We start from the raw sequence: 15,275 nt of genomic DNA on the forward strand, positions 1-15,275 counted from the left end.
GTTACCCATTTTGATCACCTCTTGCTTATTTTATACAGCTTGCCACTATCAGTACCTGCGTAAAGGTTACCGTCTTTACCAATGGCCATGCAGCGCCAGCGTTCCTGCCTGCTCTCCAGCAAACGCTCCTCGCCTAAAACTTTATTGTTCCTGATAACCAAACGGGCAATATGCACACCACCCAGGCCGCCTATTAAAATATTATTTTTCCACTCAGCAATGTTGCCCGTGTAAAATATCATACAACCCGGCGAAATGCTGGGATCCCAATAATAAACCGGCTGTATGGTACCTTTTTTTTGCTGTATACCTTCATACACTTTCTCACCACTATACTCAATACCATAAGTTACCACAGGCCAGCCGTAGTTCCCTCCAGGCTTGATCAGGTTAAGCTCATCTCCACCACGCGGACCGAACTCAGCTTCCCACAGATCTCCTGTAGCAGGATGAATAGCCAAACCATCCGGGTTTCGGAACCCCAGGGCGTATATCTCGGGTTTGGCATTTGCCTTTCCAACAAATGGATTATCGGCCACCGGCTTGCCCTGTTTGGTAATATGGATGATCTTGCCTGTCGTAGCGCTCAGATCCTGTGCTTTTTGACGAATGTTTTTTTCGCTACGGTCGCCCGAACTAACAAAAATATTGCCCTTTTTATCAAACACTAATCGCGAACCATACTGGCCGCCGCCTTTATGGCGAGGCACAGCTTCAAATATCACCCTAACGTCCTCTAAGCTGGTCTCATCAGCAGATAGCCTGCCTTTCGCAACAGCTAATGCAGCACCGTTTTCACCCGGCTGGGCGTAGGTCCAATAAACCATTCGGTTCTTTTTAAAGTTGGGGTCAATGTTCACATCCAGCAAACCACCCTGCCCCTGAAAATGTACTTTAGGGAAGCCTGTGATCGTTTTCACGATCTTACCCGTGGTGGTCAATATTTGCATGGTGCCCGGCTTACCACTGATCAATAAACGTCCATCGGGCAATACGCAAATACCCCAGGGGCCTTTCAGGTTAGTGTTGATCACCTCGTCTTTATAGGCAGTTTTGCTTTTAACGCTACCTATGCGGGTTTGGCCCTTAAAAGCGGGTTTATAGTCGGTATTGGCTTTATTGGTCTCTACAGGGGCGCCTGTCTGAGCCATGCCGGAAATGGTCACTGATGTTAGCGCAATGCCCAAAGCCAGTGGTTTATAAAGTTTTAATAACATAAAATGGTTCGTTGGTCTTAATCTTTTTTTAAGCTGTTGAGATATTTTATACTTTCAGGCACTTGCGTAACGGATGAACTGCTTTCATCCTCAATGTAATAATGTTTCACACCGGCTTTGCGTGCTGCCTTTATCACGGCCGGAATATCAATCTGGCCGGTGCCTAAAATCACATCGTTATCCTTCGGGGTAGTACCCGAAAGGCTGCCACGTTCAACACCTTTCTTTAAATCTTTCATGTGCAGGGCTTTATAGCGGTTACCGTATTTAGCCAGTAATTGCGCCGGGTCCTGCCCCGGCAAAAATGCCCACAGGATATCCAGTTCCATGCTTACATATTTAGGGTCGGTATTTTTCAGCAGGTAGTCGTACAGCGTACCATCCTGATAAGGCTCGAACTCAAAACCATGATTATGATAGATGAAGGTAAGGCCATATTGATCTTTCAGCAGCTTCCCATACTTATTAAAATCAGCAACCGTCTGTTTGGCATTGTCTAAGGTAAAAGCGCCTTTGTGAGGAATACTGGCTACCCTAACAAAGGCTGCGCCCAACGCAACAGCCGTTTTTCCTACTTCATCTGTCTTATTTACCAGGTCTTCATAACTTACCCCGTATGATGAACATTTAATACCCCTTGCATCGCACATTTTACGCAAATCCTCAGGGCTTTGCTTAAACAGGTTTGAAAATTCAATATCAGTTATTCCGTTGTTTTTTATCATATCGAGTGTGCCGGGCACATCTTTGGCAAACTGGTTACGATAGGTGTACGACACGATACCCGGAGCTTCCGGAAATAGCTTTTTCTGGGCTACAGCCTGGCCGCTAACCAGGGCTCCTATTAAACCCAGGCCTAGCAGGGCTTTTTTTAATTGATAGATCATATTTGAAATTGTTATTTAAACAGGCAGTTCATTAAATTTTCGGTTCCCATCCCGGTTCGTAGCTCCGTTTCCATAGCTTTTGCGCCTCTGGATCATTAAGAATATGACCATTTTTCGGATCGAGATGAAGTTCCCGGCCTACGCGCCAGGCAATATTGCTTAGCTGCATCCCAATAATGCTTTTATGTCCAATCTCCACATCGCAATTTGGTTTGCGGTTACTGCGTATCGCATCCAGGAAATCAGCTACGTGCATGCTATCCAAACTCAGGCTAACGCTGGCAGTATTGCGTCCCTGTACCGCTTCTTCTTTAGTTTTCGGGCCAACGTCTTTCACCAGTTTGCCTTTCAGATCAAACACTTTATAAGCATCAGTCCCGGTGCTCAGGCTTCCATTCTCGCCATAAAAAATAATCCCGCGCTCATCACCTTCTATTCTTCGGCCATTCGCACTGCTGCTTTCCCACATAATCATTTTCCTGTCGGGATATTCAAGCGTTACCACCTGCGTATCCGGCGTTTCCCAATTGTCCTTATAGGCATAACGCCCGCCGGATGAAGTTACTTTTACTGGATAATCCACACCTAAGCCCCAGCGGGCTATATCAACCTCGTGTGTACCATTGTTTAGCGCCTCACCGGTTCCCCAATGCCAAAACCAGTGCCAGTTGTAATGGATTAACCCATCCTGATAAGCCAGGCGCGGCGCGGGGCCTTGCCACAGGTCGTAATTTAACTCTGCGGGCGCTGTGCCAGCTTTCAAAAAAGTAGGCTTGCGATCATTCGTGTACCAGGTTTTTGCATAATAAACCCGGCCAATAATTCCTTCATGCAATTGCTGTATGCCCTCGGTCAGTATCGGGGCCGAACGGCGCTGCGCCCCCATTTGCACTACCCGCTTGTATTTTCGGGCAGCAGCAACGGCCAGTTCGCCCTCGTGGGGGTTATGGCTTAAAGGCTTTTCTACATAAACATGTTTTCCGGACTGGCAACCCATAATGGTAAGGGGTGTGTGCCAATGGTCGGGCGTGGCAATGTAGATCGCGTCAATATTCTTATCCTGCATCACCTTACGGCAGTCGCCTTCCGTTTTAGGGACGTTTTCCTGACGGTTATCGGCTACAGATTTTAGCGCTTTGGCAAAAACGCGGGTATCAACATCGCAAAGTGTAAGTATCTCGGCACCCTTTTGCCGCGCGAAAGTACTTGCCATGCTGGTGCCACGGCCGTTTAAACCGATGATGGCGACATGGATACGTTCGTTGGCACCAATAATATTGCGGTAGCTTTTTGCACTCATACCAAACAGACTGTTGCCTGCCATAACTCCGGCCGACGTAATAGCTAATTTTTTAATAAAATCTCTTCGTTTTTCCATAACATGGTTAAATTAGGGTTAAAAATTAAAATCCATCATTTTGCGGATATTTATCACCGGTAATGATCCGATCTATTTGATTTTGGGGTATCGGCCGTAGTATATGTTTCTCTTTGATGTTTAGGCCTGCATCAGGGTTATGCAGTTTAACACGTTCTATCAGTTTATTTGTTCTGACCAGGTCCAGCCATCGGGTTTGTTCCCCTGCAAGCTCACGCGATCGCTCATCAAGAATAAAATCCAGTGTTACCTGGGCAGGCAGAATACTCATGGCAGCCAGGTTTCCGTTAGGAAAAGCAGCCCTCTCCCGCACTGCGTTGATGTATTTTGCGGCGTTAAGGTTATCGCTCAGATTAAATGCCGCTTCTGCAGCCAGCAGATAGGTTTCTGCAAGACGGTAAGCGATGATGGGACGTATGGACGGGTCATTGATGCCCGCTCTTTTGGTATCCTGATATTTGAGCATCGTAGGGAACAGTTGCAGGGTGTAGTTCCGTGGAGGAACCAGTAAGTAACGCGATGCATTGATTTTAGCGTTCGTTACGTCAACCCCGGGCATATAGATAGCTGTATCACCTAAGGCGTATTTAGGCACGCCGTTTACCTTCGGTATCTTATCTGCAGAATTAGACAGCCAAACAGATTGAAACGTTTTAAAGTATCGCGTGTCGTTGGTCTTATCTGCAAAACAGGTATCACTCATCCACCTGGTAAGTTGAACACGCGCAAACGGGCGGCCATAGGCCATTGAGCGGACCAGGCCTGGAAAATTCTCATAGCCCATAACGTAGTGGAAATTCAACTCGTTGCTGTTGTTATTATAGGTTAGGTTAGGGGTGTGCTGCACGCTCCAGAGCACTTCCTTGTTGGCTTCATTACCTTCAGCAAACACTGAAGCAAAATCGGGGAGCAGCCCCAAACCTAAACTGCCGCTGGCGTCAATAAGGGCTTTGGCTGTATTGTAGGCATTTTGAAAATCATCGGGCAGTTTAGCCGAAGAATAAGCCCTGGTCAGGTATACTTTAGCCAGCAAATGGTGTGCTGCGGCAGCGGTTGCTTTGCCGGGTAAAACGCCATTTTGTACCGGACTTGCAGGTAGGTCGGCAATAGCATCCTTCAGATCTTTAACAATAAAATTATATACATCCGCAATCGGTGCCCGGCCTGCGCTTGTGCTTGGTTCGCTGATAAAGTGTTCGTTGAGTGTAACCGGCCCCCAGAAACGTACCAGAATAAAGTAGAAGTTGGCCCGCAGAAACTTGGCTTCTGCAACGGTTCGTTTCACTGTAGCGGCATCCAAGCCTTTCACTGTTGATCCGTTGTCGATAACGCCGTTGCAATTATTGATAAAAGTATAACAGGTGTTCCAAACATTTGTTACCCAGCTGCTGCTGGCATCAAAACTGGTAGAATAAATATTAAAATCAATGTTACCGCCACCGCCAGACTTAAATTCATCAGTTCCGGGTACGGTCATGGTCATAAAATTTTCGTTGCCCCAGATGTTGCGATTGCCGGCGTAAGCCGCGTCGAGACCTGACCGGAATCCCTGAGCTGTGCTAAAGTATTGCGGGGTGAGTGAAGAATGTGGCTCTTCTATTAATTGCTTTTTGCAACTCATGCTCACCAACATCATGATGGAAACTGCAATAAGTTTATTTATGATAGATTTCATACTGTTAAAAATTAAAATGAAACATTCAATCCAAATAGAACCGACTTGTTCGGCGGCGTATCCAGGCCAAGTGTACCAGCCGATTCGGGATCGGCGCCATGGAACCGGTCATGTAATGGCGAGAAAAGAATTATTGCATCATTAAGGGTGGCATAGAACCGCAGGGATTTTGCCGTTATTTTGTTGCTGATCCGTTGTGGAAGGGTGTAACCTAAGCTGATTGTGCGGATTTTGAGATAGGTAGCACTATAATAGCCCAGCAAATCGCCATAGGTTGGTGTGTTGGAGCCAAAAATGGGCTTCGGATAGGTGTTTTCCTGATTGAACGGTGTCCAGTAGTTAACATTTAAATTGTTCGTCTTGCCGGTCATCGCATTGACGTTGCTGCCCGGCTGGAGCCAGTAAGCTATTTGCGTACCGCCTACACGGTAAGTACCAACTACTGTCAGATCAAGTCCACGGTAGTTGAACCTGTTCGTAAACCCACCTAAAAACTTGGGCTGGCGGTTACCTACAATGGTGCGGTCATTTGAATTGATCACCCCATCGCCATTAAAGTCAGCAACTTTTATACTTCCGATTACCGAACCTACTCCGGTCATCGTTAGGTTATATTTTTTGGCTAGGGCTGAATCTGCTGCGGTATTTTGCCATATACCCAGCCTCACATAGTTGTAAAGCGAGTTGATCGGGGCACCTACAAAACGGTTATTGCCAATGTCCTTTGTTACACCATTTTGCAGCGCCAGGATCTTATTACGGTTAAAGGTGATGTTAAAATTGGTTGTCCAACCGAAATCTTTCCGGTCGGTTGCCTTGATGTTAACGGAGTTAACATTAATTTCCAGCCCACGATTTTCGGTTTTTCCCACATTGGCCAGAAACTGCGAAGTATAGCCTGTGGTAATGGGTAAATTCTGCGGCAGGATCAGGTCACTTGTACGTTGCCGGTAAACATCTACGTTACCAGAAATCCGGTTATTCAACAGCCCGAAATCCAAACCCAGATTAAGGGTTGCGGTGTATTCCCAGCCAAGCTTTGGATTGGGTACATTATTGGGATAAGTGCCGGTTACATTGGTACCCCCGTAATTGTAATTGATAGATGCCAGGCCTCCGAGTGTTTGATAAGGGTTTACCGCGGCATTGCCTACGATTCCATAGCCGGCCCTTAATTTCAGACTGGATATCTGCCGGATACTTTTCATGAATTTTTCTTCTGTGATGTTCCAGCCAATAGCTGCTGAAGGGAACAAATGATATTTATTTCCGGGAGCCAGTGTTGAAGATCCGTCAGACCGCATGGTCAGCGTAGCCAGATACCTGCTCTTGAAATCATAATTGAGGCGGCCCATAAAAGAGACAATAGTAAATTTGGCATAGTTGCCCGAACCATTGAGGTTTGCCCCTAACGAAGGATTGAAATATTGAATATAATCAGCTAAAATATTGTTGTAACCGAAACTCGTTGATGCTTTGTAATCGTTCTGATAACTAAATAGCCCCGTTGCTGTTAAGTGATGCTTTTCTGCAAAAGTATTTTCGTATACCAAAAGATTTTCCAGGGTGTAGTCGTAGAAATCGTAATTGTTGTTTTTCGCAGTAGAAGGCCCGCTTAAATTCTGGTAGGTTGCGCTTCCATAAAATTCACCATAAGTTTCGGGCGTAAGCTCTAGACCACCATTGAAACGGTACCGTAAATGGGGCGTTAACTGTGCCTCGACATAAGCGGTGGTAAAAGTATGGTACCTGGAACGTTTCTGAACAACCGAGCCCGGCACGAGATTAGCAAGGGGATTGTAGATTAACGAGCCACCGCCCGGAAATGGAATCAGGTTGCCATCGGCATCGTAAGGAACGGTAAGCGGACTGGAGGTCAGCGCTTGTCCTACCGGATTGATGCTCTCCCCGTTGATCTTGCTGACCGTATTCAGTGAACTTATTCCGACTTTAAATATTTTACCCAACTGCTGATCTACACTCACCTTAAATGTATAACGTTGAAATGACTGTCCCGGAAAAACGCCGGTCTCGTCAAAAAAACCGGCAGAGATGGCGTATTTGGTCATTTCTGTACCACCGGAAACACCGAGTTGATGATTGGTTTTCAGGCCATTTTTAAAGATCAGGTCCTGCCAGTCTGTAGCAGTTCCGTTTTTTATTCCGGCCAGTTCAGCAGGCAGAAAAGTAACGCCATCTGTGTAGAACCTGGGATCATCAATACCGCTGTAAGGGTGGGCCGCACCAATTGTATTCGGATTGTTTGCGTTATAAACCCCCCATTTTTTGTAGGTCTCATAGGTTTTCGGATCCATAACGTCATAATGGCCCAATGCTTTTACCTGGCCTGCATATCCGCTGTAGGTGATGGACGGAGCACCTGTTTTACCTCTCCTGGTATTGATCAATATCACACCGTTTGCGCCCCTTGAGCCGTAAATGGCGGTGGCAGAGGCATCTTTCAATATTTGTACTGAAACGACATCGTCCTGGTTGAGGTCGTTGATGTAGGTGCCGTTAAAAGGTATACCATCTACTACATATAAGACGTCATTTGTTGCACCGTCAGCTAAAGAACGCTGTCCCCTGATCGCGATGGCCGGTTTTGCACCGGGGTGGCTGTTACCACCTGCTTTTTGGATGTCAAGGCCAGGTGCCTGGCTTTGAAGAGCGCTAACTAAATTGCTCACAGGCACGCTTCTCAATGCCTCTTCATTTACCGAGGCAATGGAGCCCGTCACATCGGCTTTTTTCTGGGAACCATAACCCACTACCATCACCTCATTCATTGCAGAAACCTTTTCCTTTAAGGTCACATCTATTTGAGTTCGGTTATTAACGGTTACTTCCAAAGTTTCATACCCTACGGCCGAGAAAATGAGGGTTTGGTTGCCGTCTGGTAATTTTAAAGTATACCCACCACTGGAATCACTGTTGGTACCGTTGGTGGTACCCTTAACCCTTACCGTAATTTGCGGGAGGGTTTCACCTTTGGAATCCCTGATGGTACCTTTTACCACAATACTGCCAAGCGCTGTATAGACTACAGGGGGCTTTCTCTTAATAACAACTGTTTTCTCATAAATGGTATAGGTAAGTGGTTGGTCAGCAAAACATTTATCGAGAAAATCTTTCAGTTCTGCTTTTTTCACTGAAATACTTACCGGGTTGCTTTCGCTAATCATAGCTGAGTTGTACAGAAAAGAATAGCCGGTTTGTTTATGAAGTAATTCAAAAATTCGGGATAAGGGGGTATTATTTGCAGATATGCTTACCTGCTGGGCATAACTTGCCGCGTTAACCTGCAAAATAGCTACCAGTAAAAATGGAATCGTAAGTTTCACTATCAGACCAATTTTTGATAACATACAGGGTTCAGTCCTGCATGAAAATGCGTGGAAAAATTTATACATTTGGTTAATGGGTTAATTTATAATTGATCGTTTGAAGGATTATTTAAGTTGCTCAAAGCCTGATTGGGCTAAAAACCGGTGGCGCGCCAACGCTTCCGGTTTTTTTATTTCAGCAAATCTTGTCTGGAGGTTGTAGAACTACGGCATAACGGTTATCCTCCTTCCATCAATTTTAAAATGAACGGTACCCGTTAATTCAAGTGTGGTTAATAGTTGCGAAATGTCCTTAAACCTTGGTACGTTACCGCCGAAGTTTTGAGGTTTCAGATTGCCTTTATAAGTGACATCTACATCATACCAGCGCGCCACCTTGCGCATAATGGTTTCGATATTCTCGTCATCAAATTTGAAAAAACCATTTTTCCAGGCTATTACATTTTCTGTATTTACTGCGCGTACGCGGAAATTTGAAGCGCCGTTGTTTAAAACGCCCTGCTGGTTAGGTATCAGCATAGTGCTGCTGCCATCTTTTGTTAGCTTTACCGAGCCCTCGAGCAGGGTTGTTTCGATAACATTCTCATCATTATAAGCCATTACATTAAAATGAGTACCTAAAACCTCTACTTTCATGCCGTTGAGCACTACGCTAAAAGGCTTCTCTTTGTTCTTTGCAACCTCAAAATAAGCCTCACCAGTTAACTCCACTTTCCGTTCTTTGCCCCTGAAGCTGGTAGGATACTTTAATGATGAGCCGGCATTCATCCATACTTCTGTGCCATCGGCCAGCGTAAGCTGATATTGACCGCCCCGCGGTGTTTCTATAGTATTATAAGCAACAGCATTTTTATCTGACCTATCTGTATTGGTTCCGTAGGCCAGTTTGCCATCAGCAGTTTTGCTTAATATTGACGCCCCCTGCCTGGATATAATTCCCGTGGCAGCATCGTCAAGATCTAATTTTTTACCATCGGCGAGCGTTAAAATGGCCCGGTTCCGGCCGGGTTTAATTATGGTGGCACCTGAATCAGACCGAACGATCTGATGCTCATCTTTTGTATTTACCCAAAACCATGTACCAGCGGCCAGGAAAATCAATACAGATGCAGCTGCAACCCAATACCGGAAATTACTGCGACGTTTTTCCCCTTCGGCCGATATTTGCGACCGTAGTTTTTCAAGAATCTGCTGCCTGACTTCGTCGGAACTGCCCATTTCTGCCGACCATTCTTTAACAGTAAGCTCGAAATCGTCCTGATAATTTTCCAGCTGTGCCAATTCTTCAGCGGTGCAATATCCCGACGCGCATTTCTCGAAAAGTACTATAAATTGCTCTTTGGTCATAAATGGTTTAATACGTTATACTTAAGCTATAAAAGGTACAGCGCCTGGCTGTTACAGCTTAGTTAAAAGTATAGAGACATTTTTTAATGCCCAACTCACATACTATTTCATTTTTTTTACAGATGAGTGCGATTAGCCGCGTTACCTGTACGCGCTTTAATGGATGGGCGTAACCTAACTGCCAGGGGGTGCTTCTCAGTATTATAAAAGAGTATAAACTTTAATATTTTTTTTGTTAGATTAGCATTTACCAAATATGCTCGACAGAAACAACCCCGATGATGAACTATGGGAAGCCATAAAGTCTGGAAGCGTCAGTGCTTTCGAATTGCTTTTTGATCGGTACTGGCAGGCAGTATATACTACAGCTTTTTCTTTTTTAAATGATGCAGAAGCGGCAGCTGAAATTGCCAATGATACCTTCCTGAATATCTGGAGAAAGAAAGACACGCTGGATATTGGCTCATTCAAAAATTACCTGACCACCAGCGCCCGCTATCATACCTATAAGGTACTGAAGGCGAAGAAAAAGATGCGCCTGGCCTATGTGGAAAATTACGACCAACTCCCGGTTTCCGAAATACTGGTGCAAAATGAGGGTGAAGAAAAAATCAGGTATCTTAACCTGCAGGCAGATATAGAGAATGCTTTACTTGACCTGCCTAAACGTTGCCGCGAAATTTTCCTTTTAAGCAGGATAGCAAACCTTACCAATGTCGAGATAGCCGAAAGACTCTCTATATCTAAACGAACAGTAGAAAACCAAATATGTATTGCTCAAAAATATCTGCAGCGCAATATCAAAGACATTGCACTTACGTTGTTGCTTGCTGGTATTTTGAGATAGTTGTCTGGATTATTTCCATAAAAAATTATAGACGATTTACATCCACACCTAAAACCTCATTCAATTTATCGTGTAGTGCGCTGCCATTTAAAGTTTTTCCGATAATAACGCCATTAGGATCAATTAAGAAATTCTGCGGAATGGCCTGAACACCGAACGATTTTGCCGCCACACTATTCCAGAATTTCAATTCAGATAACTGAGTCCAGGGAAGGTCATCTTTCCTGATGGCTGCCAACCATGCAGACCTATCTTCCAACTTATCCAGCGCTACACCCACCACTGTAAAATTCTGATCCTTATATTTGTTGTAGGCTTTAACGAGGTTAGGGTTTTCTGCACGACAAGGTCCGCACCAGGAGGCCCAAAAGTCAAGGAGTACATATTTCCCCCTGAATGAAGAAAGCTTAACCAGCTTTCCCGCTGTATCAGGAATCTCAAAATCTGGTGCTATCTTACCAATTGCGGCAACAAGCATTCTATTTATGTTCCCCTCTATTTTTTTCCCTTCTTCGGTATTTTTAAGCGTTGCTGACAACCCATCAAACAGCGGCTTAACCATCTCATACGGCAGAAAATAGGCCACTTTAGGAAATAACTCGAGGCTCAACTTTGAATCGGGATGCGACTTTATAAATGAAGTGTACACCTTCACATTCATCTCGCTGAACCTTTTTCGAAAGCCTTCCAGTTTGGCCTCATAATCCGGTGTATTTTTCGGAGATAGCTTTCCTTCCAAAAATTTCTTATCATCACCAGTCAATTTTTCGTATTCTGCACCTTCCAACTTATCGAGGTCATCATAATCATTCTTTGCAGTATCTTTCGGGATAGCTGGGGCAAAAAGCTCAATGAGTTTAGCTTCAAGTTCCTTTCCATGCAAATCCATGGCAACTATGGCACCTGTACTATCAATAAGAAAGTTTCTGGGGATGGCTGTTATCCCATATCTTTTCACCATTTCAGAGTCAAAGCCTTTCCTATCGCTCAGGTTTGTCCAGGTATATTGATCTGCCTCAATGGCCTTTTTCCAGGCTGTTGGATTTGTATCCAGTGAAATGCCGATCACACCAAAACCCCTGGCTTTGTATTTTTCATATAGGGGAATTAGCTCGCGTCCTTGTTTTCTGCAAGGCACGCACCAACTGGCCCAGAAATCTATAAAAGTGTATTTATGCTTAGATGTGATTTGCTTGGATGCCACCAACTTTCCATCAGGGCCCGGCATTACAAAATCCTGATATATCAAAGCTTTTTTTTGTGCAGATGCTACTCCGGAAGCATTGCTTTCTACAGCATTGTTATCTATATCATTTATGGCTACTGTAAACGCTTTCTTTGAAGGAGGAAGGCACATCTGGTCATTACAGGCCATGTATTTGATGACGAAAGACAAGTCTGTCTTTTTCTCAGATTTCAACTTCACAATTTGTGTAAAGCTGACCCCTTTTGCATAATAAGCCACCTCTTCGCCCTTTTTTCTATCCAATCCCTGCTCGCTTACTGGCCCTGTTAATTCTACATTGTCATTGCTGGCAAATATAAATTCAGTAGGCATGCCCAATCCGCCATCCGATGACTGTGGGTAGATGTGAAATGGCTCCTGGATAATAGCCATAAACTTTATTTCATAAGTTAAAGGAGCAATCTTTCGACTGCCAAACTTCCAGGAAACCGGATGGTTATCCTGAGCTAATGCCAGGCACGTTAATGTACTTAGTATTAGAAAAAGCACTATTCTTCTCATTGGTTTCTATGTTTCGTAATTTCTACCATTGCTTTCAGCTTATAATACTCTCTATCTGTAGAACCTGCATAACCTGAGCTGAAAAACCTGATATTGCCCATCGGATCAAAGATGATTTTGGTAGGAGTAGCTGTTACAGCATATGCTTTATTCTCTTCATCCTGTAATATTTCAAGCTTAACCGGCTTTCGTGCAGCAAATACTTTTACCTCTGCCTGAGGCTCAAACAGGTTGACCACAAATAGTTGAAATTCACTTTTCTTATATTCGGCCACTACTTTTTCAAAGCCGGCAAAAGCCGCTACACAAGGTGTGCAGCCGGTAGACCAGAAATCAAGTACCAAAATTTTACCATTATAATCACCGAGGTTAACTGGCTTGCCATCAAGAGCATTCAGCGTAATTTCTCTCAGGGGTTTATTAGCCAGAAACGTGTTTAGAAACTTGTCAGGTTGTTTAGCATGGGGCATAGTGCCAGTAAGTGGTAATGTTGGAGATTCAACATACATTTTTTCTACCTTATGGTAATATTTTTGATAAGCCTCGTCCTGTAGAGATTTTAGATATTGGTCGAACCCCTTGTCTGATCCTCTAACTTGCTTATAGATATCTTTAAAGGTCTCGACCATATATGGGTTGGAATCGGCTTCCCTAAAAGCTTTGCTCAAAGTGTCGAATGCAATTTTAGGCTCACCAGCAGCAGACATTACTATGGCATAGCGGTTTAGATAGTTGGATTTGACATCTTTAAAGTAACCATTGTCACTAGCGGAAGCCACCTTTTTTCCGGCTGAATTAGCGATCATCGCTTTGGCTGCTTCAATGTTTCCCAGTTTGGCATTGGCCGCCGCATTCAAATCCATTAAAACATGAGCTCTACCAACAGCATCGGTCAAAGTACCTTTTTTCAATTGCTCCAAAAATTCATTGGTATACCTGGCAACAGCAGCATATTGCTTTTTCTCATCAAACAATTTCTCGAGTGCATAAGTTAGGTTTAAAAATTGAATGAGGTTGTATTTAGGTTGGGCCGCCTGATAATGGTTGTACTTCTCTAAATTCCCCTTGGCTAACCAGTTCACAGCGAGTTCAGCACGAAAACTATTGTCTTCTTTTTCGGCTAACTGTGCCTTATTTTCATTGTAATATTTATCCTGGTCTTCAACTTTTTCAATCATCATAAAGTCTTGAAGGCCATATTTTTTTACGGGTGTCTGCTGCGCCCAGGCTGAGCCGGAAATCAACAGCAATAAGATTAGTTTTCTCATAAGTGTTATTTTTAAAAGCTAAATGCTATTGTAACAGCATTTAGCTTAGGTTATTTAATTGTTATGGATTTTCCTGTAGACCTTGACTCGTTCCCAACACAACTTCTCCAAATTTTAGTGCAAATCTTTCTGGTTTTAGGATATAACTTTGTGCTAAAGTTCCATTTTCATTAAATGTTTTATGGGTATATTTGACGTGATCTCTATATATAGGATCTTGAGATAAACGGCGCATATCTAACCATCTACTCCCAGAGAAGAAGAGTTCACGAATGCGTTCATCAAGGATAAACCTCACTAGCGCTTGTTGATTTCCCGCAATGCCAGCAGGCACAGGAGCCGCTGCTGCGGAGGTTCTTTTTACGCGCAATGCCTGCACATCCTGCACAGCTCCGGCGAGGTCATTTGTACGAGCCCTTGCTTCAGCACGCATCAAATATAAATCGGGCAAAGTAGGCCCAACATCATCTGTAAATGTAAATAGAGGCCTTCTCATACCCCTGGGATATATAGCCGTTTCATTAAAATCATAGACATCGGACTTATACAAACGCCTATCTGATGAATCAAATAGATTAACCGTTTCTTCTGAAAGCACGTAGGTATCAGGTGCGCTAAAGGTAATCTTAATGGCATCAATGTTAAAAATGGTTTCTGTATCATTGATGACCTGAGGTTTATTTGCGGAATAACCAAATCCGGTATGGGGAAGCCATGACTGGGCCCCTCCTGCAGGATTTAAAACTACGTTATAATCATACAAGCCAAGTGGAATATTAGCTTTCTGAATTTCCAAAAAAGCCAGGTCAAGGTTAGTCTTTGCCTCAGTATAATTATTCATGGCAAAATAAATACGCGCCAAAAAAACATACGCAGTGAGCTTACTGATTTTACGACGGTGGGTCAACACGCCTAAATTTGGTATCGATTCCGTGATATCTTTGATCATCAGGTCGTAGTTTTCCTTCTGACTCAGACGTACAAAATTTGTCTGATTTACATCAGATTTGGTAATGTCTGGGATACCAAGATCTGTGGCAGCAGTAACTGCATTATAAGGTTTCGAATAATCACTTAAGAACATAAAATTACAGATTGCCCTCAGCACTCTGGCTTCTGACCTGACAGCCATCTTTTGGGCCTCAGTGCCACCTTCAGAATCCATTACATTATTGATAACCTTATTAAAGACATAAAGTCTCCTGATGTAAATGGCTTCATTTGAAGATGCAGAACTGAATTCGTCAGGGGTAGCCCCCGCATCATAAATTCGATCTGCGTACTTAAACAGACGTTGCATCCGTGTTGGCAGTTCATTAAAAAAAGGCTCCATTGCTGCCATCTCATCGCCCATGTAAATATTTGCAGGCAAAAAGGTCTGAATATTCGAAATATTCAATACCTGTTCATAGTCATTTGTTGTCTTCAAGACCTTTTGTCCCTTTGGCACTATTTCCAGGAATTCTTTTTTACAGGAAAATTGGAACAATAACACCAGGGCAAAAGCAGAACCCAGCATATATTTTTTAAAAGTTGTCATAACTTGTCATTTTAGTGTTGAT

Annotated in this window: 10 protein-coding genes; 1 reads left to right on the top strand and 9 read right to left on the bottom strand. The window is 43.8% G+C overall.

Annotated elements, in window-relative coordinates:
- Positions 1–14: 14 nt before the first annotated feature.
- The 6 genes from B9A91_RS05025 to B9A91_RS05050 all read right to left on the bottom strand — a co-directional run bounded on the left by B9A91_RS05025 (position 15) and on the right by B9A91_RS05050 (position 9,851).
- A complete protein-coding gene (locus B9A91_RS05025; protein ID WP_235012461.1) occupies positions 15–1,217 on the bottom strand; it encodes a PQQ-dependent sugar dehydrogenase in 1,203 nt (400 codons plus the stop codon).
- A 17-nt stretch (positions 1,218–1,234) separates the two neighbouring features.
- Positions 1,235–2,104: a sugar phosphate isomerase/epimerase family protein gene (locus tag B9A91_RS05030; protein ID WP_084237300.1), complete on the bottom strand. Its 870-nt coding sequence runs from the start codon at positions 2,102–2,104 to the stop codon at positions 1,235–1,237.
- 31 nt (positions 2,105–2,135) lie between these two features.
- Positions 2,136–3,482 (bottom strand): Gfo/Idh/MocA family protein, encoded by a 1,347-nt coding sequence (locus tag B9A91_RS05035; RefSeq protein WP_084237301.1) that lies wholly within the window; start codon positions 3,480–3,482, stop codon positions 2,136–2,138.
- Positions 3,483–3,507: 25 nt separating this feature from the next.
- Entirely contained in the window at positions 3,508–5,157 is a 1,650-nt protein-coding gene (locus tag B9A91_RS05040) for a RagB/SusD family nutrient uptake outer membrane protein (RefSeq protein WP_084237302.1), read from the bottom strand.
- Between the two features lie 11 nt (positions 5,158–5,168).
- A complete protein-coding gene (locus B9A91_RS05045; RefSeq protein WP_159451643.1) occupies positions 5,169–8,501 on the bottom strand; it encodes a TonB-dependent receptor in 3,333 nt (1,110 codons plus the stop codon).
- A 207-nt stretch (positions 8,502–8,708) separates the two neighbouring features.
- Positions 8,709–9,851, bottom strand: coding sequence for a FecR family protein (locus B9A91_RS05050; protein ID WP_084237304.1), 1,143 nt, complete (start codon positions 9,849–9,851; stop codon positions 8,709–8,711).
- 256 nt (positions 9,852–10,107) lie between these two features.
- Here B9A91_RS05050 and B9A91_RS05055 point away from each other — a divergent pair, with 256 nt between their 5' ends.
- Positions 10,108–10,698, top strand: a complete 591-nt coding sequence (locus B9A91_RS05055) for an RNA polymerase sigma factor (RefSeq protein ID WP_084237305.1) — start codon at positions 10,108–10,110, stop codon at positions 10,696–10,698.
- A 25-nt stretch (positions 10,699–10,723) separates the two neighbouring features.
- On the opposite strand, the gene B9A91_RS05060 is transcribed toward B9A91_RS05055, so the two are convergent.
- From B9A91_RS05060 to B9A91_RS05070, 3 genes are all read right to left on the bottom strand, one after another.
- Entirely contained in the window at positions 10,724–12,445 is a 1,722-nt protein-coding gene (locus tag B9A91_RS05060; protein WP_084237306.1) for a TlpA disulfide reductase family protein, read from the bottom strand.
- Complete coding sequence (locus B9A91_RS05065; protein WP_084237307.1) at positions 12,442–13,713, bottom strand: TlpA disulfide reductase family protein; 1,272 nt, start codon at positions 13,711–13,713, stop codon at positions 12,442–12,444. The genes B9A91_RS05060 and B9A91_RS05065 overlap by 4 nt, the downstream gene beginning before the upstream one ends.
- A gap of 61 nt (positions 13,714–13,774) precedes the next feature.
- Complete coding sequence (locus tag B9A91_RS05070) at positions 13,775–15,253, bottom strand: RagB/SusD family nutrient uptake outer membrane protein (protein WP_084237308.1); 1,479 nt, start codon at positions 15,251–15,253, stop codon at positions 13,775–13,777.
- Positions 15,254–15,275: the final 22 nt, after the last annotated feature.

This window comes from Pedobacter africanus (assembly GCF_900176535.1).
GTDB classification, from domain to species: Bacteria; Bacteroidota; Bacteroidia; order Sphingobacteriales; family Sphingobacteriaceae; genus Pedobacter; species Pedobacter africanus.

Bases quoted from the DNA above. Each gene is read 5' to 3' on its own strand.
- B9A91_RS05070 (WP_084237308.1), bottom strand. From the start codon at position 15,253: ATGACAACTTTTAAAAAATATATGCTGGGTTCTGCTTTTGCCCTGGTG.
- B9A91_RS05040 (WP_084237302.1), bottom strand. From the start codon at position 5,157: ATGAAATCTATCATAAATAAACTTATTGCAGTTTCCATCATGATGTTG.
- B9A91_RS05025 (WP_235012461.1), bottom strand. From the start codon at position 1,217: ATGTTATTAAAACTTTATAAACCACTGGCTTTGGGCATTGCGCTAACA.
- B9A91_RS05035 (WP_084237301.1), bottom strand. From the start codon at position 3,482: ATGGAAAAACGAAGAGATTTTATTAAAAAATTAGCTATTACGTCGGCC.
- B9A91_RS05050 (WP_084237304.1), bottom strand. From the start codon at position 9,851: ATGACCAAAGAGCAATTTATAGTACTTTTCGAGAAATGCGCGTCGGGA.
- B9A91_RS05065 (WP_084237307.1), bottom strand. From the start codon at position 13,713: ATGAGAAAACTAATCTTATTGCTGTTGATTTCCGGCTCAGCCTGGGCG.
- B9A91_RS05055 (WP_084237305.1), top strand. From the start codon at position 10,108: ATGCTCGACAGAAACAACCCCGATGATGAACTATGGGAAGCCATAAAG.
- B9A91_RS05030 (WP_084237300.1), bottom strand. From the start codon at position 2,104: ATGATCTATCAATTAAAAAAAGCCCTGCTAGGCCTGGGTTTAATAGGA.
- B9A91_RS05060 (WP_084237306.1), bottom strand. From the start codon at position 12,445: ATGAGAAGAATAGTGCTTTTTCTAATACTAAGTACATTAACGTGCCTG.